The sequence below is a fragment of the Pseudomonas sp. SMN5 genome (assembly GCF_052041925.1).
In the GTDB taxonomy this organism is placed as follows: Bacteria; Pseudomonadota; Gammaproteobacteria; order Pseudomonadales; family Pseudomonadaceae; genus Aquipseudomonas.
In genome coordinates, this window is the sequence record NZ_JBKGGX010000023.1 from 63,423 (window position 1) to 86,307 (window position 22,885).

General features: G+C 62.1%; 24 protein-coding genes. 15 read left to right on the forward strand and 9 right to left on the reverse strand.

The features are described from left to right. Positions 1–67: 67 nt before the first annotated feature. Genes ACLEJR_RS21190 through ACLEJR_RS21200 form a run of 3 tightly spaced genes read right to left on the reverse strand, consistent with a single transcriptional unit; the run spans position 68 to position 2,660 of the window. Entirely contained in the window at positions 68–1,249 is a 1,182-nt protein-coding gene (locus tag ACLEJR_RS21190) for an acetyl-CoA C-acetyltransferase (protein WP_440798299.1), read from the reverse strand. 11 nt (positions 1,250–1,260) lie between these two features. Next, positions 1,261–1,926 (reverse strand): CoA transferase subunit B, encoded by a 666-nt coding sequence (locus tag ACLEJR_RS21195; protein ID WP_092327245.1) that lies wholly within the window; start codon positions 1,924–1,926, stop codon positions 1,261–1,263. Between the two features lie 35 nt (positions 1,927–1,961). After that, positions 1,962–2,660: a CoA transferase subunit A gene (locus ACLEJR_RS21200; RefSeq protein WP_440798301.1), complete on the reverse strand. Its 699-nt coding sequence runs from the start codon at positions 2,658–2,660 to the stop codon at positions 1,962–1,964. A gap of 168 nt (positions 2,661–2,828) precedes the next feature. Between ACLEJR_RS21200 and ACLEJR_RS21205 the strand changes: the two genes are divergently transcribed. After that, positions 2,829–3,731 carry a LysR family transcriptional regulator gene (locus ACLEJR_RS21205; RefSeq protein WP_440816227.1) on the forward strand — a complete coding sequence of 301 codons (903 nt, stop codon included), beginning with the start codon at positions 2,829–2,831 and terminating at the stop codon, positions 3,729–3,731. A gap of 54 nt (positions 3,732–3,785) precedes the next feature. Here the strand turns inward: ACLEJR_RS21205 and ACLEJR_RS21210 are convergent, their stop codons facing one another. Continuing rightward, complete coding sequence (locus tag ACLEJR_RS21210; protein ID WP_440816229.1) at positions 3,786–4,628, reverse strand: NAD-dependent protein deacetylase; 843 nt, start codon at positions 4,626–4,628, stop codon at positions 3,786–3,788. 192 nt (positions 4,629–4,820) lie between these two features. Here ACLEJR_RS21210 and ACLEJR_RS21215 point away from each other — a divergent pair, with 192 nt between their 5' ends. The 10 genes from ACLEJR_RS21215 (at position 4,821) to ACLEJR_RS21260 (ending at position 12,490) form a co-directional block, all read left to right on the forward strand. Next, on the forward strand, positions 4,821–5,330 hold the full coding sequence (locus ACLEJR_RS21215; RefSeq protein ID WP_440798306.1) for a ferritin-like domain-containing protein: 510 nt from the start codon (positions 4,821–4,823) through the stop codon (positions 5,328–5,330). 8 nt (positions 5,331–5,338) lie between these two features. Next, complete coding sequence (locus ACLEJR_RS21220) at positions 5,339–5,608, forward strand: hypothetical protein (protein ID WP_440798308.1); 270 nt, start codon at positions 5,339–5,341, stop codon at positions 5,606–5,608. A gap of 27 nt (positions 5,609–5,635) precedes the next feature. Further along, entirely contained in the window at positions 5,636–5,884 is a 249-nt protein-coding gene (locus ACLEJR_RS21225; protein WP_440798310.1) for a metallothionein, read from the forward strand. A gap of 495 nt (positions 5,885–6,379) precedes the next feature. After that, positions 6,380–6,757: a general stress protein gene (locus ACLEJR_RS21230; RefSeq protein WP_440798403.1), complete on the forward strand. Its 378-nt coding sequence runs from the start codon at positions 6,380–6,382 to the stop codon at positions 6,755–6,757. A 266-nt stretch (positions 6,758–7,023) separates the two neighbouring features. Further along, positions 7,024–7,905, forward strand: a complete 882-nt coding sequence (locus tag ACLEJR_RS21235; protein ID WP_440798312.1) for a manganese catalase family protein — start codon at positions 7,024–7,026, stop codon at positions 7,903–7,905. 112 nt (positions 7,906–8,017) lie between these two features. After that, positions 8,018–8,947, forward strand: a complete 930-nt coding sequence (locus tag ACLEJR_RS21240) for a ZIP family metal transporter (RefSeq protein ID WP_440798314.1) — start codon at positions 8,018–8,020, stop codon at positions 8,945–8,947. Between the two features lie 414 nt (positions 8,948–9,361). Further along, positions 9,362–10,015, forward strand: coding sequence for a hypothetical protein (locus ACLEJR_RS21245; protein WP_440798315.1), 654 nt, complete (start codon positions 9,362–9,364; stop codon positions 10,013–10,015). Further along, entirely contained in the window at positions 10,015–10,446 is a 432-nt protein-coding gene (locus ACLEJR_RS21250; protein ID WP_440798317.1) for a phage holin family protein, read from the forward strand. Before ACLEJR_RS21245 ends, ACLEJR_RS21250 begins: the two co-directional genes overlap by 1 nt. Next, positions 10,443–11,243, forward strand: coding sequence for a DUF3618 domain-containing protein (locus ACLEJR_RS21255; protein WP_440816232.1), 801 nt, complete (start codon positions 10,443–10,445; stop codon positions 11,241–11,243). The genes ACLEJR_RS21250 and ACLEJR_RS21255 overlap by 4 nt, the downstream gene beginning before the upstream one ends. A gap of 227 nt (positions 11,244–11,470) precedes the next feature. Then, entirely contained in the window at positions 11,471–12,490 is a 1,020-nt protein-coding gene (locus tag ACLEJR_RS21260) for a hypothetical protein (protein ID WP_440816235.1), read from the forward strand. A gap of 9 nt (positions 12,491–12,499) precedes the next feature. Here the strand turns inward: ACLEJR_RS21260 and ACLEJR_RS21265 are convergent, their stop codons facing one another. After that, positions 12,500–12,694, reverse strand: a complete 195-nt coding sequence (locus ACLEJR_RS21265) for a hypothetical protein (protein WP_440798322.1) — start codon at positions 12,692–12,694, stop codon at positions 12,500–12,502. 290 nt (positions 12,695–12,984) lie between these two features. Here ACLEJR_RS21265 and glsB point away from each other — a divergent pair, with 290 nt between their 5' ends. Continuing rightward, positions 12,985–13,893: a glutaminase B gene (gene glsB, locus ACLEJR_RS21270; protein ID WP_245138265.1), complete on the forward strand. Its 909-nt coding sequence runs from the start codon at positions 12,985–12,987 to the stop codon at positions 13,891–13,893. Positions 13,894–13,962: 69 nt separating this feature from the next. Here glsB and ACLEJR_RS21275 read toward each other — a convergent pair whose 3' ends face one another. Beyond that, positions 13,963–14,292, reverse strand: coding sequence for a hypothetical protein (locus ACLEJR_RS21275; protein ID WP_440798325.1), 330 nt, complete (start codon positions 14,290–14,292; stop codon positions 13,963–13,965). Positions 14,293–14,968: 676 nt separating this feature from the next. Beyond that, a complete protein-coding gene (locus tag ACLEJR_RS21280) occupies positions 14,969–16,915 on the reverse strand; it encodes a DNA topoisomerase III (protein WP_440816239.1) in 1,947 nt (648 codons plus the stop codon). Positions 16,916–17,139: 224 nt separating this feature from the next. Here ACLEJR_RS21280 and ACLEJR_RS21285 point away from each other — a divergent pair, with 224 nt between their 5' ends. Then, the gene (locus ACLEJR_RS21285; protein WP_440798329.1) at positions 17,140–17,547 is read left to right on the forward strand and encodes a response regulator; all 408 of its coding nucleotides are present in this window, start codon (positions 17,140–17,142) and stop codon (positions 17,545–17,547) included. A 149-nt stretch (positions 17,548–17,696) separates the two neighbouring features. On the opposite strand, the gene ACLEJR_RS21290 is transcribed toward ACLEJR_RS21285, so the two are convergent. Continuing rightward, positions 17,697–19,319, reverse strand: a complete 1,623-nt coding sequence (locus ACLEJR_RS21290) for an MFS transporter (protein WP_440816242.1) — start codon at positions 19,317–19,319, stop codon at positions 17,697–17,699. 203 nt (positions 19,320–19,522) lie between these two features. Continuing rightward, positions 19,523–21,166, reverse strand: a complete 1,644-nt coding sequence (locus ACLEJR_RS21295) for a GMC family oxidoreductase (RefSeq protein WP_440816245.1) — start codon at positions 21,164–21,166, stop codon at positions 19,523–19,525. A 118-nt stretch (positions 21,167–21,284) separates the two neighbouring features. Between ACLEJR_RS21295 and ACLEJR_RS21300 the strand changes: the two genes are divergently transcribed. Together ACLEJR_RS21300 and ACLEJR_RS21305 are read left to right on the forward strand one after the other, a co-directional pair. After that, complete coding sequence (locus tag ACLEJR_RS21300) at positions 21,285–22,169, forward strand: LysR family transcriptional regulator (protein WP_440798335.1); 885 nt, start codon at positions 21,285–21,287, stop codon at positions 22,167–22,169. A 289-nt stretch (positions 22,170–22,458) separates the two neighbouring features. Beyond that, the gene (locus ACLEJR_RS21305) at positions 22,459–22,830 is read left to right on the forward strand and encodes a c-type cytochrome (protein WP_440816247.1); all 372 of its coding nucleotides are present in this window, start codon (positions 22,459–22,461) and stop codon (positions 22,828–22,830) included. Positions 22,831–22,885 lie beyond the last annotated feature (55 nt).

A 22,885-nucleotide genomic window follows, 5' to 3' on the forward strand; every position in this document is an offset into this window, starting at 1 on the left:
GGTGATGTTGCCAGTGGCTGTGCGGCCATTCGTGGGACCGCGCGACCACCGTTGAACCCGTTGCGGGCTATGCGCGTTCCAGCGCCAGCGCCACGCCCTGGCCGCCGCCAATGCACAGGGTCGCGAGGCCTTTCTTGGCGTCGCGCTTGATCATCTCATGCAGCAGCGATACCAGCACGCGGCAGCCTGAAGCGCCAATAGGGTGGCCCAGGGCGATGGCGCCGCCGTTGACGTTGACCTTGTCCATGTCCCACTTCAGTTCCTTCGCCACTGCCAGTGACTGGGCGGCAAAGGCTTCGTTGGCTTCGATCAGGTCTAGTTGCTCCAACGACCAGCCGGCCTTGTCCAGGCAGCGGCGGGTGGCCGAGACCGGGCCTATGCCCATGATCGCCGGATCGACGCCAGCGTTGGCGTAGGCGCTGATCTTCGCCAGCACCGGCAGGCCCAGGGCCTTGGCTTTTTCCGCGCTCATGAGGATCACGGCGGCGGCGCCATCGTTGAGCGAGGATGCATTGCCTGCGGTGACGCTGCCATCCTTCTTGAAGGCAGGCTTGAGCTTGCCCAGGGATTCGGCGGTGGTCCCGGCGCGCGGTTGTTCGTCGGTGGCGAAGGCCACCGGATCGCCCTTGCGCTGAGGAATCAGGATTGGCGTGATCTCATCGGCGAACCGGCCGCCTTCGATGGCGGCGACGGCTTTCTGCTGGGAAGCGGCAGCGAAGGCATCCTGCTCCTCGCGGCTGATGCTGTATTTATCCACCAGGTTCTCGGCGGTGATGCCCATGTGGTAATCGTTGAAGGCATCCCACAGGCCATCGGTGATCATGCTGTCGATCATCTTTGCGTGGCCCATGCGCAGGCCGGTGCGCGCAGCCGGCAACACGTAGGGAGCCAGGCTCATGTTCTCCATGCCGCCGGCGATGATCACCTCGGCGTCGCCGCAGCGGATCGCCTGGGCGCCGAGGTGCAGCGCCTTGAGGCCCGAGCCGCAGACCTTGTTCAGGGTCAGTGCCGGAACGGCGTGGGGCAGGCCGGCGAGGATCGACGCCTGGCGAGCCGGGTTCTGGCCCGAGCCGGCAGTGAGCACCTGACCGAGAATCACCTCATCGACCTGCTCGCCGGCCAGGCCGGTCTGCTCCAGCAGGCGACGAATCACCGCCGCACCGAGCTCCGGTGCGGGAATGGAAGCCAGCGAACCCTGGAAACTGCCGATGGCGGTACGGGTGGCGGCGACAATCACGACTTCTTGCATCGAATCTCTCCTCACTGGGCAGCGAACTGCATTTCAGGGACGTGGTCCGGCACGATCAACTTGCCGGCGGTCTTGGCGACGATTTCCTCGACGCTGACGCCCGGGGCACGTTCTTTCAGGATGAAGGCGCCGTCCTGGATTTCCAGGTAGGCCAGGTCGGTCAGCACGCGCTTGATGCATCCGGCGCCGGTCAGCGGCAGGCTGCAACGCGGCAGCAGTTTCGACTCACCGTCCTTGGATGCGTGAGTCATGGTAACGATGATGTTTTCGGCACCGGCCACCAGGTCCATCGCGCCGCCCATGCCCTTGACCAGTTTGCCAGGGATCATCCACGACGCAATGTTGCCTTGCACATCGACTTCGAATGCGCCCAGCACGGTCAGGTCGATGTGGCCGCCACGGATCATGGCGAACGATTCGGCCGAAGAAAAGATCGAGGCGCCGATGCGCGCGGTGACGGTCTGCTTGCCGGCATTGATCATGTCGGCGTCGACCTCCGCTTCGGTGGGGAAGGCGCCCATGCCGAGCAGGCCGTTTTCCGATTGCAGCATGACTTCCATGCCTTCGGGGATGTAGTTGGCGACCAGGGTCGGGATGCCGATGCCCAGGTTCACGTAGTAGCCGTCCTGCATTTCGCGGGCGACGCGTTGAGCCATTTGTTCGCGGGAAAGTGCCATGTCGTTATTCCTTCATTCGGGCCGGGGGCTGGGGATCACTTGCGCACAGTGCGCTGTTCGATGCGCTTTTCGAACGTGCCGCAGATGATCCGGTCGACGTAGATGCCGGGGGTATGGATCTGTGTCGGGTCCAGCTCGCCGGGCTCGACGATTTCCTCGACCTCCACCACGGTGATCTTGCCCGCCGTGGCCGCCAGCGGGTTGAAGTTCTGGGCGGTGTGGCGATAGACCACGTTGCCGAAGTGGTCGGCCTTCCAGCCTTTGACGATGGCGAAGTCGCCGGTAATGGACTCTTCCATCAGGTATTGGCGGCCATGGAATTCACGCACTTCCTTGCCTTCGGCCACGGGCGTGCCGACGCCGGTGGCGGTGAAGAACGCCGGGATGCCTGCGCCGCCGGCGCGCATTTTCTCCGCGAGGGTGCCTTGGGGGGTGAGCTGGACTTCGATTTCGCCGCTGAGCAACTGCTGCTCGAAGAGTGCATTCTCGCCCACGTAGGAAGCGATCACCTTGCGGATCTGCCGGTCTTCCAGCAGCACGCCGAGGCCGAAGCCATCGACGCCGCAGTTGTTGGAGACCACGGTCAGGTCGCGGATGCCCTTGCGCTTGATCTCGGCGATCAGGTTTTCCGGAATGCCGCACAGGCCGAAGCCGCCAGCAATGACGGTCATGCCGTCCTTCAAGCCCTCGAGCGCTTCTTCATAAGAGCTCACGCGTTTGTCGAAACCTGCCATAGACACCTCTTTTATTCTTGATGGGGTCGCAATGAGATGCAGTGTTGCGCCAAGTCATATATTTGTTAAGTTGATTTTTAGGTTGGATTGATTGATAAAACTCAATAGTTTCCGCCGTTCACTTGCGGCTCGAAACCTACAGCTAGCCACTGGAGCGAAGCGACCCCCATGACCCTCAAGCAAATCCGCGCTTTCCTGGCCGTGGCCCAGAGCCTGAGTTTCGCCGTGGCCTGCGAACGATTGCATCTGTCCCAGTCGGCCTTGAGCCTGACGATCAAGGCGCTGGAAGAAGGTCTGGGTGGCCGCCTGTTCAGTCGCAACACCCGTAACGTGGCGCTGACCCCCGAAGGTGAATCTCTCTTGCCGTTGGCCCGACGGCTGATCGCCGACTGGGACAACGCCGAAGACGAAATGCGCCAGCGCTTCACCTTGCAACGAGGGCGGGTGACGCTGGCGGCGATGCCGTCGTTCGCCGGTAACCTGCTGCCGCCGATCCTCAAGACCTTCCGCGCCCGGTACCCGAATGTCAACGTCACGGTCAATGACGTGATCAACGAACAAGTATTGGAGATGGTCCGCGACCGTCACGTCGAACTGGGGGTGGCGTTCGAGCCGTTGCAGGGTTCATCCCTGGCTTTCACGCCGCTGTACCTGGACCGTTTCGTCGCAGTGGTGCCGGTCGATTCACCGCTGGCCAGGCTGGCGGACATCCAGTGGCACACATTGTTGGAACAGCCATTCATTACCTTGCAGCGACCGTCCACCGTACGGGTGATGCTGGAAGAGCACCTGCAAGCCCGCGGCATGAAGCTGCCGGTGGAATTCGAGAGCCATCAGTTGGCGACGGTCGGGCGAATGGTTGCCAGCGGGCTCGGCGTGAGCGCGGTGCCGGCGCTGTGTGTCGGGCAGATGCATGAGCTGGGCGCCCGTTGCATCACCCTGAGCGATCCGGTGATCGAACGCGCCATTGGCGTATTGACCAAGCCGGGGCATGAACTGTCGGCGGCGGCGCAGGCGTTGTTCGACACGTTCAAGGATCAGCAATTGGGCGTGCAATTGGCGGCAGGTTGAACCCCATCCCTTGTAGGAGCGAGCAAGCTCGCTCCCACAGGGGATCTGCGGTGATCATCGGGTTTGGCCTCCGACGAGCAACGGCAACACCCGCTCGCAAGGCTCCTCGACTTTCAGATCGAGCAACTCATCGGCCCGGGTCTTGCCTTGGTTGATCGCCAGCAGCGGCTTGCCTTGGTCCTTGATCGCCCGGCACAGGCGAAACGCCGAGTACGCCATCAGCGACGAGCCCACCACCAGCAAGCCTTCGGCTTGCGCCACTGCCTGGGTGGCGCGGGCAGCGGTAGCGGCGGCGACGTTTTCACCGAAGAACACCACGTCGGGTTTCAATCGATCGCCGTTGCACTGAGGGCAGTGGGGTACTTCGAAGCGCGCTTCGAACGCCGGGTCCAGCAGTGTATCGCCGTCGGGGGCCTGGATTGCGTCGACCCCCGTCAGGTAAGGATTGTGCGCTTCCATCAATTGCTGGATCTGTTGCCGATCACTGCGCTCGGCGCAGTCCAGGCACAACACCCGATGCAGGCTGCCGTGAAGCTCGATCACAGCCTGACTGCCGGCCTGGTCATGCAACGCGTCGACGTTCTGCGTGATCAGGCCGCTGATGCGCTGGCGTGCCTGCAACTCGGCCAGGGCTTCGTGAGCCGCGTTGGGTCGGGCCTGGCGCACCCGTGGCCAGCCCAGCATGGCTCGTGCCCAATAGCGCCGGCGCGCTTCGGGGCTGGCGAGAAATTCCTGGTACATCATGGGCTGCCGTCCCCGGCGTACCCCCTCGCTGTCCCGGTAATCGGGGATGCCCGACGGTGTGCTGATGCCTGCACCGGTGAGCACCAGGAAGCGGCGCCCGGCCATCTGTTCCAGCAGTTGATCGAGCGGACCGGGGTGAAAATCGTCGGGCATCTGCAAGTCTCCATTGGCCTGGAGTCGATGAGATTAGCATCCTGATCGCGCCGCATGGCGGTGGCGATGCCTTTCGTCGCCCTGGCCTGTGGTTGCTTCAAACTTTCCCCGGCCCTGCGCCATCCACCTCTATGTGCGGTACTTCAGAATCGTCGCTGCGCTGCAGTGACAACCAAGCGTAAGGAGATGGAAATGGCGACGCCTAAAGAGAACCTGCTGGACTGGCTCAACGATGCCCATGCCATGGAGCAACAAGCGGAAAAAATGCTCAAGGCCCAAGCCGAACGCCTGGAACATTATCCGGTCCTCAAGGCCCGGATCGAAGAGCATCTGCAGGAGACCCTCGGCCAGCAGAAGCTGGTGGAGCAATGCATTCAGCGCCTGGGCGGCAGCACCTCGATGCTCAAGGACATGGCCGGCAAGCTCATGGCTTTCGGTCAGGCGGTGGGCGGCATGACCATGAGCGACGAAGTGGTGAAGGGCGCCATGAGTGGCTATGTGTTCGAGAACCTGGAAATCGCCTCCTACACGGTGCTGATTGAAGCGGCGAAGGTGGCTGGCGATACCGAGACGCAACGGGCGTGCGAGCAGATCCTGCCGCAGGAAATCGCCATGGCCGACTGGCTGCGCGAGCACTTGCCCCAGATTACCCAGGCATTCCTTGAGCGGTCGGCCAACCCGCACACCGAAGCCAAGCGTTGAGTGAGCCTATGAAACAGACCATCGGTGAAGTACGAGCCATCAATCGCCAGAGCGCAATGGTGGGGGTGTACGTGGCCCGGGAGGACAGTCATACGGTATTCGAACTGGGTTCGGCCAATGACATCGACATCGGTGACCTCATCGAGTGGGACAGCGGTACGGCGCTGGGCACCCAGTCCTATCGCAACCGGACCAAAGGCTGGACCGCCGAGGTGTATGTGGCCAATCACGGCGTCGCGGCGGCCAATCTGGAAGTCCAGTTGCTGGTGGGGTCGTGAGGCATCTACGTCAAGCGGAGAACGAACATGAGTGAATTGAAATGTGGCTGCCCCGACTGCCATTGCGATGTCGATCCGCAGCGGGTGTTCAATCATGACGGTGAGGCGTATTGCAGCCAGGCCTGCGCTGAGCAACATCCCAATGGCGAACCCTGTCCTGCTCCCGACTGCCACTGCGAGGCCAGTGGCAAGGTCGACGAGCGGGACATCACCAATAATCAGCTGGATGACGCCCTGGAAGAAACCTTTCCGGCCAGCGACCCGATTTCTCCCTGAATAAGCACGTCTCTTGATCCGGATATCGGTGACAGGGTATCCGGACACCGCAAGCCGGTCAGTGCGGTGGTGCAGGATAACACCGGCAGCCCGCGAGTTTTGGCTTCCTGGAACGGCGCGAGGCCGGGGTGACGAGACCGGTGCAATGGGGTGCCGGCGTCATTCGACCTTTGGCAGACAGCGTGGAAAGACACGCACTGGTTATATCGTGGAAACGGGTTTGCCCCTGGCACGGCAATCGGCTAGCCGAGGTATTGCCGTGTCTTGGGCCGACCCGTCTTCACGATACTTCCGGTTTTAATAAGTTAAGGTTAGCGCTGGTTTGATAGCTTGTTGTCATGCAAGGCGTTGGCCTTTGTCATAAATAAGCTGAACTAAAAAGTGCTGACCGTTCGTCGCCGCCTGGTGCAGTTTGTTAAAACCTTGGCGGCGCCGGGTTTTCCGAATACTACGAGCCAACTGGTTCGCGAAACAGCAACTAACGAGGTGAATGAAATGGCTAACACAGGCAATAACAACCCTGGCAATTTCGCTAACGATCGTGAGAAAGCATCGGAAGCCGGTAAGAAAGGCGGCCAGGCATCGGGTGGCAATTTCGCCAATGACCCGCAACGCGCATCCGAGGCAGGGCGCAAGGGCGGCCAGGCTTCGGGCGGTAACTTTGCCAATGACCCGCAACGTGCCGCAGAGGCCGGCCGCAAGGGCGGGCAAGCCTCCGGTGGCAATTTTGCCAATGATCCTGAACGCGCTTCCGAGGCAGGCAAGAAGGGTGGCCAGGCCTCGGGTGGCAACTTTGCCAACGACCGGGAGAAAGCCTCCGAAGCCGGTAGGAAGGGTGGCGAGAACAGCAATGGCGGCGGGCGTAAATCCTGATCGCTGAATTACGGGTCCCAGGCATTTGGCCTGGGGCCTGTTTCGGTCTTGATAAATGAATCACTTCAACGATTTATAGTTTTCAGGCCGCTTCGTTAATCGCTTCAATATTCAATGGGCGCAGCTTTATACGCTTCTATAGAGGTGGCCGTTCGTCTCGTTTATTGAAGAAAAGATAAATTTTATTCCTATTACTTCTTCAGACCTTTATGGGCCTGCTAATAACGGCGTGCTCATGAGCCGTGTCCCGAATGAGGAGCTTGATCATGTTTCTACATAACAAACGACTGCAGTACACCGTTCGAGTCGCTGAGCCCAATCCGGGCCTTGCCAACCTGTTGCTGGAACAGTTCGGTGGTCCGCAGGGCGAACTTGCGGCGGCGTCGCGCTACTTCACCCAGGCCTTGGCCGAGGATGATCCAGGTCGCAAGGATTTGCTGATGGACATTGCTACCGAAGAGCTCAGCCACCTGGAGATCATCGGTTCGATCATCGTGATGCTGAACAAGGGTGCCAAGGGCAAGATGGCCGAAGGCGTGGACAAGGAAGGGCAGTTGTACCGGGACATCAACGGTGCCGGCAACGATTCCCACGTCACCAGCCTGCTCTATGGTGCCGGTGCGCCCCTGATCAATTCCGCCGGTGTGCCTTGGACCGCAGCCTATGTCGACACCATTGGCGAACCTACCGCTGACATGCGTTCCAATATTGCCGCCGAGGCGCGGGCCAAAATCGTCTACGAGCGGCTGATGAACCTCACCGACGACCCGGGCGTGAAGGAAGCGCTGGGCTTCTTGATGACCCGCGAAATCGCTCACCAGATGTCGTTCGAAAAAGCCCTGCACTCGATCCAGCCGAACTTCCCCCAAGGTAAGCTACCTGGCATGCCGGAGTTCACCAACGTGTACTTCAACATGTCCCAGGGCGAGCCGACGGTACGCGGTCCATGGAATCAGGGCGACGATTGGGAGTTTGTCGAAAACCCAACGCCGGCGGTGGACGGCGGCGATGGCATGGCCAGCGTGCAGCTGAGTGAAAAAGACGAAGCGCTGCTGATGGACATGAAGGCGCGGACGATGTCCAACCCGGAAAGCGATCCCATGACCGGTGCCGACTTGGGTTCAGGGATGCAAGGTGACAAACTGTAATCGCAATATAACGGCGAGGGAGCAGGGCTTCCTCGCCTGATCATTTCGGTTGATCGTTTGCGCTGCGGCGAGGACGATCGACCCTGGCAAGGCTAGACACTAAGGACATTCGATGGACCAGCCCACTTCCCGGATCCGATCCTCCTGGCGTACCTGGCTGGACCCGGTGCAGAACAATCCGTTGCTGGGGTTGAGTTTCTGGCTTGGGTTGGCGGTGGTCGCGGTGCTGTTGCTGTACAGCGGCTACAACGCCCTGGTGGGCACCGACCGACACAACCTGGGCTACGCGGTGCTGGGTGGAACCTCCGGTTTCGCCGCCACGGCGTTGGGCGCGGTGATGGCGGTGGTGCTGCGGGACATCTCGTCGCGCACCCAGGACATCATGCTGGGGTTTGCCGCCGGCATGATGCTCGCGGCCAGTTCCTTCTCGTTGATCCTGCCGGGCATCGCCGCGGCCCAGGTCATCTGTGGCAACCAATTGCTGGCCGCGTTTGTCGTCGTGGTCGGGCTGGCACTGGGTGTTGCGCTGATGATCGGCCTCGACCGCTTCGTGCCCCACGAACATGAGCTGAGCGGGCGGCGTGGCCCACAGGCCGAGCGGATCAACCGGGTGTGGTTGTTCGTGCTGGCGATCACTTTGCACAACTTGCCGGAAGGCATGGCCATCGGTGTCAGTTTTGCCGATGGCGATTTCAAGGTCGGCCTGCCGCTGACCACGGCGATTGCCATCCAGGACATTCCCGAGGGACTCGCCATCGCCATGGCGCTGCGGGTGACCGGGATCAGCACCTTGCGCGCCGCGCTGATTGCCGTGGGTTCGGGTTTGATGGAGCCATTGGGGGCGGTGATTGGCCTAGGCATGTCCTCGGGCGTGGCCGTGGCCTATCCCATCAGCCTGGGCCTGGCGGCCGGGGCGATGATCTTCGTGGTGTCCCATGAAGTGATCCCCGAAACCCACCGCAATGGCCATGAGACTCCGGCCACCTTGGGATTGATGATGGGGTTTGCGGTGATGATGTTTCTGGATACAGCGTTGGGATGAGCAGCGCCACGCGAGCTTCTTGACAAGGAGCATGCTGTGGCGGGGAAGCTTGCTCTGGTGGGGAAGCTTCTGTGGCGAGGGAGCTTGCTCCCGCTGGGCTGCGAAGCAGACCTCCGCTTTCTTTGCGGTTGCTGCGCAACCGAGCGGGAGCAAGCTCCCTCGCCACACAAGCTTGCTCGCCACGAGTGATTCAGGTATCCCTTGATCGGGCCTGGCCAATGCGCCTGCGCCCGATCTTTTTTTTGGTCCGCACGCGCTCAGGTGGCGATGCCAACCGCACAGCGTCCACCGGCCGAATCCGTTTGAACTCCCCTGCGCCGCGCCCCGTCACTTGTACTGAGAAACACGTAGTCGGGCATCGCTGCGGTGATTGCCCGTGTTGGTTTTTTTCCCATCACGCAGGCGTAGACAGACATGACTATCCCGGACAACAACCCCGAGCGACACAACCGCGCCTCAGGCCAGACCCGGCCCGAGGACCCCCTGAATCACATCAAAGAAGACGTCAACGAAGCCATCGGCAGTGCCCGCGAACAGGCCGACGCACACTTTGGCCAGTACCGCGACACGGCGGCGGACCAGATCGATGCGCTGGCTCGCGGCGCCAAGTCGGCGATGTCCGAATTCGAAGCCAACGATACTCTGGGCCTGTCCCATTACCTGGCGGACATGGCCGACTCGATGACCGGCCTGGCCAGCAAGCTGCGCAATATGAGCGCCGAGCAGATGCTGCACGACGGTTCCCGGCTGGCACGAGAAAACCCCGGGCTGTTTCTGGCCGGCAGCGTGGCAGTGGGCTTCGGGCTCTCGCGGTTCCTCAAGGCCGGCAGCTCGCCGGTCGCCGCTGAAGTCGAAGACCCGGCCGCCGGTCATTCCAACCCGCCTTCCGGAGGGTTCGCCGCACGTGGACCTTTCGAACCGACTCCCGATCCCATCGGCGCAGGTTCCGAGAAGTCCAGTGGCCTGGCCACCGGCGTCACGCCCACATCGCCCAGCGTCCAGGACCATCCCAGCGATGCTGCCACCGGCTCGCTGCCGGGTTCGGCCAATACTCGAGGAGAACTGTAATGAATCGACCAGACCCTGAGATCCAGCGTCCTATCGGCGCCACTGCATCCGACAACGATGCTTCGGTGATGGGACTGCTCAAGCAGCTGACCCAGGAAGTGCCCTCGCTGTTCACCAAAGAGCTGGCGCTGGCCAAGGCTGAGTTCCAGGCCAGCCTCAATACCCTCAAAGCCGGCATCGCGGCGGTGGCCGGCGGCGCCATCGTGCTGCTCGCCGGCTTCATTATCCTGCTGATGGCCGTGGTCTACGGCTTGAGCACGATCATGCAGCCTTGGCTCGCAGCGCTGATCGTTGGCGTGGTGGTCATGATCATCGGTTTCGTCATGGTCCAGTCGGGCAAGAAGCAATTCGAACCGTCCCACTTCAAGCCTGATCGCACGCTCGACGCATTGAACAAAGACCAGGAAGCCCTGCGGAGGAAAGTCTCATGAAGGATGAATTCAAAACCGAATCCGAAAAGAGCCCGGAAACCATCGAGCGCGAGATCGACGAACAGCGGGCTCACATCAGCCACATCGTCGATGCGTTGGGCAGCAAGTTCACCCCAGGGCAGATGCTCGATCAGGCGCTGACCCTGGTCAAAGGCAACGGCTCGCAGTTCTTCGGCAACCTGGGCACTACCGTGCGCAATAACCCGGTGCCCACCGTGCTGACCACCGTCGGGCTGTGCTGGCTGATGCTCGGCCAGAACCATCCGCCACGGGTCGGCTACCGCGTCGGGCCAGACCAGGATTCCACGGGCTGGGGCGAGGGGCTTGCCAGTGGTCTGGGCAGCGCCAGGGAGCATCTGCACGACACCACCGATTCCTTGCGTGACGGCTTTCATCAACTCAAGGACAAGGCTTCGCATCTGGCCGACGGCCTGGGCGCGAGTGCCAGTCACGCCCGGCACAGTACCCGGCATACCGGTGAGCGCGTGGCCCAGACTTCCCAGGAGCTGGGCGATCAGTTCAGCCGCTTGCTCAAGGAGCAGCCGCTGATGATGGCTGCGGCCGGCATCGCCCTGGGCGCCATGCTGGGTGCGGCATTGCCCACTTCCTCCACCGAGCAGCGGGTGATGGGCCGTACCAGTGCCGACCTGGCCGACAAGGCCAAGCGCACGGCGCGGCAGGGCTATGAAACGGTGCGCGACACGGTGAGCAAGACTACCGAGCATCGCGACGACCCGACACCTAGCCCTCAAGCGCGCTCGGGCACGGACCTGTCCGGAGGGCTGGGAACCTCTTAAGCAAGCAACAACGCAAGACCCTGTGGGAGCGAGCTTGCTCGCGATTGCCATATGCCCGCCACACTGATGTTGACTGGCGCACCGCAATCGCGAGCAGGCTCGCTCCCACACTGATTTTTTCGTTGATCACAAAGCCATGGTCCACCCCGGATCCCCTGTGGGAAGTGATGCTTTTGCAGCACCTATACTCAACCTGGTGGATGAGCTGAACCCGGGGTGGTGCAATCGTGCTGCGTTCGCTGGTGCTGGCGGTGTTGATCGTTCTGGCGGGGTGCGCCACGACGCCGCGCGGCCAGTCGGGCGCTACGCTGGCGATTCCCCAGGAAACCTGGCGGCAGGTCGACCGGCAGATCATCGCTGCCTCGAAAAATGCTCTCGAACAAGCCGGCGTCTATGCTCGCGGGTCGATGGAGCATTGGCGGGTATTGGTGTACGAGCGCACCGAGGCCGAATTTATCCCTTGGTTCAGCAGCTATTGGACCCAGGAATGGCTGGCGATGAAGGTCGGCTGGTATTCCGCCAGTGCCGAAGGCGAAGCGGACACCTCGGCCAGGCGCCTGGCGGTTTATCTGCAGGAGCAATATCGCGACAAGGTCCTGGCGCCCGTGGCGCTCGAGATTGATCCCGAGGCGATCAGGGCCAGCGCGACGCAATATTACCTGCGCCTGCTCGACCAGCAGGTCCAGGTGATTGCTCAACGCCATGGGATACCGACCGAGCTGATGAGTCGCCGCCTGCATGGCATTGCTGCGATCAACCTCGGTCCGCCGGCAGCGCGCAATGCGTCCTTGTATGAAGTGGCTCACACCCAACCGCTCGATACCTTGCCGGCCTACGCCGCGTTGATCGACCACGTCAACAAAGCCGCCCCCACCGGCGCAGGCCCGTCGGAGGCGGTGATCGCCAAGGTCGCGCAAGACACCAGCGAGAAGATCCAGGCGCAGTTCGCCACGCGAGGCGCAACCGGTGCCGCGGCGGCCGTGGCCGGCAAGGTGGCAGGGGCAGTGATTTCCGTGGGTGTGGCCGGGATCCGCGCGATCATCCACGAAGGCGAGCGGCCGGAAATGGAAGCCCAGATCCGCAAGAGCCTGAGCGCCGCGTTCGACGAGGCCTGGTTCAAGTCTCTCAAGCATCCTCTCAGCGGGGTGATGGCGCCGGTGTACTACCTGGACGACGAGATCGAAGGCAATCTGGTGGAGACGGAGCTGGCCAACCGAACGGTGGTGTTGCCGGACATCGAGCCGTGAAACGCTCGCTCAATCCGCTGCGAGGGTCACACGGCAGCCCTTGCGCTGGCGGATCTGCTCGTCCGACGGGCGTTCCTTGATGAATTCGAAGCGTGGCTCGCCTTCGCTGTAGATCACCAGCCAGCCCCATTCCAACTCGCTTTCGTCCTGCCCGGGCCGGGGTGGCGAAGCCCACCAGGGCTCTTTCTGCATGATCTGACGCATCGTGTACTCCTGCAGGCTCATCCTTTGAACTATAGACCGTTGGATTTGCGCAAGACTCACGATGTACACAGACCCCCTGTGGCGAGGGAGCTTGCTCCCGCTGGGCTGCGAAGCAGACCTTAAGCTTTTGCGGTTGCTGCGCAACCGAGCGGGAGCAAGCTCCCTCGCCACAACAAGCTCTTTCACCACAAATGAGTGTCGATTCAATTCAGTGTGCTTTGACTGCGTCCTCCAGCGTCTAGCGTCTGTATCCCCGCACTCGAACGGGGAATGACTGGACCCCCGCACCTATGCAAGCACTGTTGAACGAGATTCTCGATGCGGTTCGCCCCCTGATCGGCCAGGGCAAGGTGGCCGATTACATTCCGGCCCTGGGCACCGTGTCGCCCAACCAGTTGGGCATTGCCGTGTATAGCAACGACGGCGAAATGTATTGCGCAGGTGACGCCGAAACACCGTTTTCGGTGCAGAGTATTTCCAAGGTGTTCAGCCTGGTGCAGGCCATCGAGCATTCCGGCGAAGCTATTTGGGAGCGCCTCGGCCATGAACCGTCCGGCCAGCCGTTCAATTCCCTGGTGCAGCTGGAGTTCGAACGCGGCCGGCCGCGCAATCCGTTCATCAATGCCGGTGCCCTGGTGATCTGCGATATCAATCAGTCGCGCTTCGCTGCGCCGGCGTTGTCCATGCGCGATTTTGTGCGGCGCCTGTCGGGTAATCCCCAGGTGATGGTCGATGGCAAGGTCGCCGAGTCGGAATACCAGCACCGCGCCCGAAACGCGGCGATGGCTTACCTGATGCAGTCGTTCGGCAACTTTCACAATGACGTCGAAGCGGTACTGCGCAGCTATTTCAGCCACTGCGCCTTGCGCATGAACTGCATCGACCTGGCCCGGGCTTTCTGCTTCCTGGCAAACGACGGGTTCTGCAAGCACAGCGGCGAACAGATCCTCAGTGCCCGGCAAACCCAGCAGGTCAACTCCATCATGGCCACCAGCGGGCTGTACGATGAGGCGGGCAATTTCGCCTATCGGGTCGGCCTGCCCGGCAAGAGTGGAGTAGGGGGAGGGATTGTCGCGGTGGTGCCGGGGCAGTTCACGGTGTGCGTCTGGTCGCCTGAGCTCAACGCGGCGGGTAACTCCCTGGCAGGGATGGCGGCCCTGGAGCTGCTCAGCCAGCGGATCGGCTGGTCAGTGTTCTAGACCGCTTTGCTTGAATGAAAAGGGCCCGTTCCTGGTTGAGGAACGGGCCCTTTTTTCATTCATGTGCAATCAGCAGAAGCGGTCGATGACCTGCACTTGCGAAGTGCCTTGCAACGATTGCCAGGCCTGGGTCAGCGTTTGCAACACGCGCCCGATGAAATCTTTGTCGGCCGCAGCCTTCTTGCCCACGTAGCCCTGGCCGCGGCGGTACATCTTCAGCCGGGCACACAGGTCTTGAGTGTTCTTGTCGAACTCTTCTTCATGGGTGAAGGGCGACAGGCAATCCATATGAACCTGGCCGGTCTTGCTGATCCACAGGATATGGCTGTCGAGAGTGTCCTTGTGCGCTGCGAACATGCGAGCCAGTTCATCAATAGATGGTTGATTATTCAGATTCATGTGTAAGCCCCTTGACCATTTGGTTGATCTGTCTGGTGGTTCGCAAAAACTTCGCTATTGGGTAAGTACCCACCTGGTACCGAAACCAGGTCGTCAGCAGCTGTCCGTCAAACTTCGGCGGGCGCGTGCATCGGTTGTGTAGTGTTATCGAAGGGTTGCTACGCAAACGCGCGACAACGATGAGAAACAGCGAAGATTCTTTCAGCCAGCGTCAACGTCCGAGGGTCGACCACCTGCGTCATGAGGATCTTCGCCGACGTTTCTCGTCGTTGTTACCGGACGGTCAGGCCAGGTCAGCACCTTCAATCTGCCTTGTGGGCAGTCCCTTATCCAAAAAACAGCTCGGCGGTCAGACGAGCTTGCTCAAACGGTTACCTGTACTCCCGATCGGGGAGACGTCTGCATCATGCAAGGGCAAATCGGAGGCGTCAACGGTTTTGTAGTGATTATTTTTGGTCACTACATATTGTCGGACAAAACGGTTTGGGTATGAAAACCCATCTTCAGCCGATCACTGTGGCGAGGGAGCTTGCTCCCGCTCGGCCGCGGAGCGGCCCTGATGAATCTGCATGTTCGGGTCTTGATGTGGCTTGGAGCAGGGGCTGCTGCGCAGCCCAGCGGGAGCAAGCTCCCTCGCCACGGGAGCCTGTCTGGTCCGGACACCAGGTGAGATCGCTCAGGTTGCCTTGGCTTTTGTCGCCTTGCGCGGTGCGCCACCGGCTTTGCGCTTGGTCGGCTTGCGTTTGTTTTTCCAGGGCGTTGCGCCACGGCCCGCAGGGCTGGCGGGGCCGGTGATGGTCAGGCTCATGCCTTGGCAACGGGCGATGTGCTTGCTCATCCAGGCAGCTTGCCGGGTGACGAATTCTTCCAGGCTCATTTCGCCGCTTTGCACCATGTCCAGGGCCTGCTCCCAGATGGCCGTGGTGCCTGGGTCCGCGATGGCCCGGGGCACGGCGTCGATCAGGCTGAAGGCCGCCGCAGTGGCGGACAGCGCCTTGCCGTTTCTCACCAGGTAACCGCGATCGAGCAGGCCCTGGATGATCGACGCCCGGGTCGCTTCGGTGCCGATGCCGGTGGTCTCCTTGAGCTTTTGCTTGAGCAGCGGGTCCTCCACCAGTCTGGCAACGTTTTTCATTGCCTTGATCAAATCACCTTCGGTGAACGGCTTGGGCGGCTGCGTCCATAGATCCTTGGGCTTCACCTCGTCGACCGTGCAGTCCAGGCCCTCGGTCAGTGCCGGGAGCGTCTGTGGCGCGGGGGCTTCACGGCCTCGGGCCGGCATCAGGGCTTCGGGCAGGGCGCGTTTCCAACCGGGCTCGACGATTTGCTTGCCCACTGCACGCAACGCCTGGCCGGCACAGTCGAAGTCGGCCTGGGTCCGGTCGTACTCGTGGTCGGGCAGGAATTGCGCCAGGTAGCGTGCGCGGATCAGCGTGTAGACAGCGCGCTGCTTGCCGGCGAGTTTGTCGAGGTTCCTGGCCGCCGCCGTGGGGATGATCCCGTGGTGGGCGCTGACCTTGGCATCGTTCCAGGCTCGGGATTTGCGCTGCGGTTGTAGATGGTCGCGTAGTGGCGCGAGGCTCGGGTCGGCCTGGGTGAGGGCAGAGATAATGGCCGGCGCTTCACTGTGTTGGCTCATAGGCAGGAAGCCACAATCGCTGCGCGGGTAGGTGATCAGCTTGTAGGTTTCGTAGAGCGATTGCGCGATGTCGAGGGTCTCCTGGGCGCCGAGGCCGAGCTTTTTCGAGCAGACCTCCTGCAGAGTGCCCAGGTCGAACGGCAACGGCGCGACTTCGCGCAGGCGCTCGGTGCGTACTTTCAGGGTCCGGGCACTGCCGGCGTTGCCCATGGCTTGGGCAGCTTCCCGCGCCAAAGCCTGGTTCAGGCAACGCTCCTGGTCGTCACAGGCATCCGGGTCGGCGCGCCACTGGGCGGTGAACGCGGTGCCGTCGTGACTGAGCTGCACGTCGATGGCCCAATAGGCCACCGGCACGAAATCGGCGATGCTGCGGTCGCGATCCACCACCAGGCGTAACGTCGGTGTCTGCACGCGACCCACCGGCAGCACGCCTTGATAACCTGACTGGCGCCCGAGCAGCGTGAACAGGCGGCTCATATTCATGCCGATCAGCCAGTCGGCCCGGGAGCGGCCCAGGGCGGAGTGGTACAGGTTGAACGTTTCCGCCCCCGGCTTGAGCGCCGCCAGGGCTTTGCGGATCGACGCTTCGTCCAGGGCCGACAGCCAGAGCCGCTGGATCGGTCCCCGATAGCGGCAATGCTCCACCAACTCGCGGGCGATCATCTCGCCTTCACGGTCGGCGTCGGTGGCGATCACCAGTTCCCTGGCCTCGCCCAGCAGGCGCTTGACCGCCTTGTACTGGCTGGCGGTCTTGGGCTTGACGGTCATTTTCCATTGCGCCGGGACGATGGGCAGGTCGGCCAATACCCAGCGTTTGTAACGCGCGTCGTAGGCGTCGGGCGGAGCGGTTTCCAGCAAGTGGCCGATGCACCAGGTCACTGTGACGTTCGCCCCCAGCCAGCAACCGTCGCCACGGCGCGTGGCGCCGAGCACGGCAGCGATGTCCTTGGCCTGGGACGGTTTTTCACACAGGTACAGCCGCATGACGCCTCTTCCTGAACAGATTTCATGGGGCGGTAGCATGGTCAGGGATCGTCCCGGGAGCAAGCTTTATCTGTATGGATATACAGACAAAGCGTTGCCAGACCCTGCTGGGATGACGTTCGGCGGGGTATTTTCACGCAGACTGAATTTCTTGCAGAGGCGTCGCTCATAACTTGCAGAGCGGCTGAAACCGCAAAGTTAATGAGTCAAGGAGAGTCACTTTCATGAATTTGATGCCGAAGGGCAACGGACAGGCGTCCACCCGTTTGATTCTAGTTGTGGAAGACGATCCGACCATCCTGGAGTTCCTGTGCGAGATCCTGGAGGACGAGGGGTTTGTCGTCGAACCTCGGGAAAGCGCCGACTCGGCGCTGACCTTTCTTGAGCAGAGCGCCGACTATGTGGATTTGCTGCTCACCGATATCACCATGCCGGGCAACATGGACGGCGCGGACCTGGCCAATCTGACCGGGGACCGCTGGCCGCAGATCCCCTTGCTGATCATGTCCGGCTACGAAACGCCGGAAAGCGCCGGGATCAAGCACCACGCCTCGTTTATCGCCAAGCCATGGGCGCTGGGGCAGATGCTCGACCTGGTGGAGAGCACGGTGAAGAACCGGCAGGTGCATTGATGAATACCCCTGCGACGAGCGAACCTATTGTGGCGAGGGAGCTTGCTCCCGCTGGGACGGTCCGACGCCTCGGGCGTAGCGGCCCGCTTTTTTTGTGAGCGCTGCGCACTCAAGCGGGAGCAAGCTCCCTCGCCACAGGGTGCAGGTCTTCAGTTCTTGTCCAAATCCACATTGCGGGTTTCGCGCAAGCACAGCATCCCCACCACCAGGCTCACCCCGGTAATCACCACCGGGTACCACAGCCCATAGAAAATGTCCCCGGTATAAACCACCAGGGCGAAGGACACCGTAGGCAAGAAGCCGCCAAACCAGCCGTTGCCGATGTGATAGGGCAGGGACATGGAGGTGTAGCGGATCCGGGTCGGGAACAGTTCGACCATCAACGCCGCCAGCGGGCCATAGCACATCGCGGAGATGATGATCAGCGCCACGATCAGGACCACGATCATCGGCCGGTTGATCTGCTGGGCATCGGCCTGTTGCGGGTAGCCTGCCAAGGTCACGGCGCCGCGCAGGGCGGCTTCGTCGTAACCGTCGATTTTCACGTCGCCGATGCTGACTTGAACATTGCTGCCGGCCGGCGCCGCGACGCTGTTGTAGGGCAGGCCTTGCTTGACCAGAAACGTCTTGACCTTGTCGCAGGGGCTGTCGAAACGCGCTTTACCCACCGGGTCGAACTGGAAGGTGCAGGTGGCCGGGTCGGCGGTCACGGTGATCGGTGCCTGTCGGCTCGCCAGGTCGATGGCCGGGTTGGCATAGTGGGCCAGCGTCTTGAAGATCGGGAAATACAACGCAGTCGCCAACAGCAGGCCGATCATCAGCACCGGCTTGCGCCCGACCTTGTCCGACAGCCAGCCGAAGAAGATGAAGAACGGTGCGCCGATCACCACGCTGACGATCAGCAGGCTGTTGGCCAGGGCGGGGTCCATTTTCAGGAATTGGGTGAGGAAAAACAGCACGTAGAACTGCGCGGCATAGAAGGTCACGGCTTGCCCGGCATTGATGCTGAACAGCGCGATCAGCACCACCTTGAGGTTTTCCCATTGGCCGAACGATTCACGGATTGGCGCCTTGCAGCATTTGCCGTCTTCTTTCATTTTCAGGAAGGCCGGCGATTCGTGCAGGCTCAGGCGAATCCAGGTGGAGATACCCAGCAGCAGGATCGACAGCAGGAACGGAATGCGCCAACCCCAGACTTCGAACTGATCGCCGGTGAAGTAACGGCAGCCCAGGACCACCAGCAGCGAAAGCAGCAGCCCGAGGGTGGCGGTCGATTGAATCCAGCTGGTGTGGAAACCGCGCTTGCCCATCGGCGCGTGTTCGGCGACGTAGGTCGCCGCGCCGCCATACTCGCCGCCCAGGGCCAGGCCCTGGAGCATGCGCAGTACCACCAGGATGATCGGCGCCGCGATGCCGATGCTGGCGTAGTTGGGCAGCAGGCCGACGCAGAACGTCGCCAGACCCATCAGCACGATGGTCGCGAGGAAGGTGTACTTGCGCCCGATCATGTCCCCCAACCGGCCGAACACCAGCGCGCCGAACGGTCGCACGATGAAGCCGGCGGCGAACGCCATCAGGGCGAAGATGAACGCCGTGGTGTCGTTGACCCCGGCGAAGAACTGCTTGCTGATGACCGCCGCGAGGGCGCCGTAGAGGAAAAAGTCATACCACTCGAAGACCGTCCCCAGGGACGAGGCGAAGATGACTTTCTGGGTGTCCCGGCTGGTGCCGGCGCTGAGCGTGGCTTCCAGGGGCTGAACATGTTCCGACATAGCGGTATCCCTCACAGTGATTGTTTTTGTTGTTCCACTGTCGACGCCGGTGTGGGCGTTTGTTGCGTGTTGCATTCCTTGAATTCATGCAGGCCCTGTGGGAGCGAGCCTGCTCGCGATAGCGGTCTGTCTGTCACCCTGGATGCTGGATGTGCCGGCGCTATCGCGAGCAGGCTCGCTCCCACAGGGGATAATGTGGTTCTTTAGACTGAGGCGGTTTCCTTTTCGATGGCGGCGCTCCGGGTCTGTGGCTCGCGCATCATCTGCGCTGCCTTTTCGGCAATCATCAGCGTCGGCGAGCAGGTGTTGCCCGAGGTGATGTTCGGCATGATCGAGGCGTCGGCGATGCGCAGGCCCTTGATGCCGTGCACGCGCAGTTGCGCATCCACCACGGCGTCGCGATCCTGGCCCATGCGGCAGGTACCGACCGGGTGGAAGATGGTCGTGCCGATGCGGCCTGCGGCCTGGTGCAGCTCTTCCTCGGTTTGCAGGCTCGCTCCCGGCAGGTACTCCACCGGTTTGAAACGGCTCAGTGCCGGGGACGCAACGATCCGGCGCGTCAGGCGGATCGCATCGGCGGCGACCCGCAGATCCTCGGGATGGCTCAGGTAATTGGGCTGGATCACTGGCGCTGTCTGCGGGTCGGCCGAGCCGATGTCCACCCGTCCACGGCTTTGCGGGCGTAAATCGCAGACCGACGCGGTGAACGCCGGGAAGCTGTGCAACGGCTCGCCGAAACGCTCCAGGGACAACGGTTGCACGTGGTATTCGAGGTTGGCCGAAGTCTGTTCCGGACCCGAGCGGGCAAACGCGCCCAGTTGGCTGGGGGCCATGGACAGTGGGCCGCTGCGGTCGTAAAGGTAGCGCAAACCCATGCCCATCTTGCCCCACAGGGTGCCGGCGATCTGGTTCAGGGTGCGGGCATTTTCCAATTGATAGATCAGCCGCAGTTGCAGGTGATCCTGCAGGTTGCCGCCCACGCCCGGCAGTTCATGCGTCACGCCTATCCCCAAGCGTTGCAGCAGACCACGGGGGCCGATCCCCGAGCGCTGGAGGATGCCGGGCGAGCCAACGGCGCCAGCGCACAGGACGATTTCCTTGCGGGCCTTGAAGGTCATGCCTTTGCCTTGCCAGCGGGCGCTGACGGCGTGGGCCCGGTCGTCGCGCAACAACACCCGGTCGACCTCGACTTCGGTCAGCACCGTGAGGTTGGCACGCTGGCGAATCGGTTTGAGAAAGGCTTTGGCGGCATTCCAGCGCACGCCGGCCCTCTGGTTGACCTGGAAGTAGCCGCAGCCCTCGTTGTCACCGCCGTTGAAATCGTCGACGTTGGGGATGCCGCTCTGCTCGGCGGCGTCGCGGAACGCATCGAGAATCGGCCAGGACAGGCGTTGGCGTTCGACCCGCCATTCGCCGGCGGCACCGTGGAGTTCCGACTCCCCGGCGAAATGGTTTTCGCTCTGGCGAAACAACGGCAACACGTCCTTCCAGCTCCAGCCTGGATTGCCCTGCGCGGCCCAGCCGTCGTAATCGGCCGCCTGGCCGCGCATGTAGATCATGCCGTTGATAGAGGAGCAGCCGCCCAGCACCTTGCCGCGCGGGTAACTCAGAGCGCGCCCTTGCAGGCCGGGTTGCGCCTGGGTCTTGAAGCACCAGTCGGTGCGTGGGTTGCCGATGCAGAACAGGTAGCCGACCGGGATGTGAATCCACGGATAGTTATCGCGCCCACCGGCTTCGAGCAGCAACACCCGCTGTTGCGGGTCGGCCGAAAGCCGGTTCGCCAGCAGGCACCCGGCAGGGCCGGCGCCCACGATCACGTAATCGTATTCATCGACGACAGGTTGCATTCGCGACCTCATTTTTTGTTCTTGTCGGAACATCCTAGTTGTTAGTTTTCGTTAAAAGAATGTTAGTTTTTGCGCAACGGCTGTGTGTTTATAAACAGCGCTGCTCAAGGAACGCCCGATGTTCGACTGGAATGACCTGCGTTATTTTCTCGAACTGCAACGCAGCGGCCGCCTGCTGACTGCTGCCCGGCGCTTGAACACGACACATGCCACAGTGGCCCGGCACATCGAGGCCATTGAAACGAGCCTGGGTACCGCATTGTTTGTCCAGCATGCCCAGGGCTATGAACTGACCCCGGCCGGTGAAAGGCTGCTCAAGCATGCCGAGGCCATGGAAAACGTGGCGTTGCTGGCCCAGGAAGACATCACGCAGTCCAGCGCGCCCCTGGGCAAGATCCGCCTGGGCGTCACCGAGGGGTTGGGCATCATGTTCCTCGCCAGCCGCATGGATGGGTTGTTCCAGCGTTATCCGGGACTGGAAGTGGAGTTGGTGGCAGTGCCGCGCTTTGTCAGCATCCTCAACCGCGAAGCGGAAATCAGCATCCACCTCGAACGCCCGGCGGCCGATCTGCTGGTGACCCGCAAGCTCACCGACTACAGCCTGGCGCTGTACGCCAGCCAGGCCTATCTGGACCGCTCACCGCCGTTGCGCAGCCGCGAGGATCTGGCCCGCCATGCCTGGATCGGCTACGTCGATGACTTGCTGTTCAGCCAGGAACTGATGTTCCTCAACAGCTTTTGCCGCAAGCCTCGGGTGGTGTTCCACAGCACCAGCGTGATCGCCCAGCAACAGGCCGCCCGCTCAGGCCTGGGCATTGCTGTGTTGCCTTGTTTCATGGCCGGCGGCGACCCGACGCTGGTGCCCTTGCTGCCGGACGAAACCATCCGCCGCAGCTACTGGATCAGCACCCGCCGCGAATTACACAAGTCCGTGCGGTTGCGGGTGTTGTGGGATTATGTGGTGCAGTTGTGCGAGCGGGAGCAGGGGGTATTGTTGCCCTAGCCGCGCCACCTTTTGGACCAGAGCTGATCCCCTGTGGCGAGGGAGCTCGCTCCCGCTGGGCTGCGCAGCAGCCCCAATAACCATCATCCACAGACCGGACGGCGTCTGCTTCGCAGCCGAGCGGGAGCAAGCTCCCTCGCCACAGGATGTGCGGTGTGTAGGTCCTGGCCGCCCAAGCCCCCTTTTCTGGCCCCCAATGCCCTCAGCCGCCACGCCGGCGTGCCTTAACGTGGGAACTGTCCGACCCACAACAAGAAGGCCGCGCCTTGAGCGCCGCCAAGAGGGACCCATGCCGGTATTCACCCATCCAACCTGGTTTCGCACGGTCTCCATCGTGCTGCTCGGCGTCTTGCTCAGCGGCTGTGGTGAAGAGGCCAAGGCCCCCGCGCCGACGGTGTTCACGGCCATGCCCGCCGACGCGGCGCTGGCTGAGGTCTACGACAGCAGTTGCAAACTCTGCCATGCCAACCCGGCCGCCGGTGCGCCGCTGACCGGCGACACCAACGCCTGGGCGCCGCGGGTGGCCCAGGGCGCCGAGACCCTGCTGGACCACGCGATCAACGGCTACAACGGTATGCCGCCGATGGGCCTGTGCATGCATTGTTCCGAAGAGCAGTTCCTGGCGCTGATCGCGTTCATGTCCGGCGAGCATTTCCAATGACCATCCGGGGGACTATGGCATGACGATGGATTACTCACGCCGCCGCTTGCTCCAG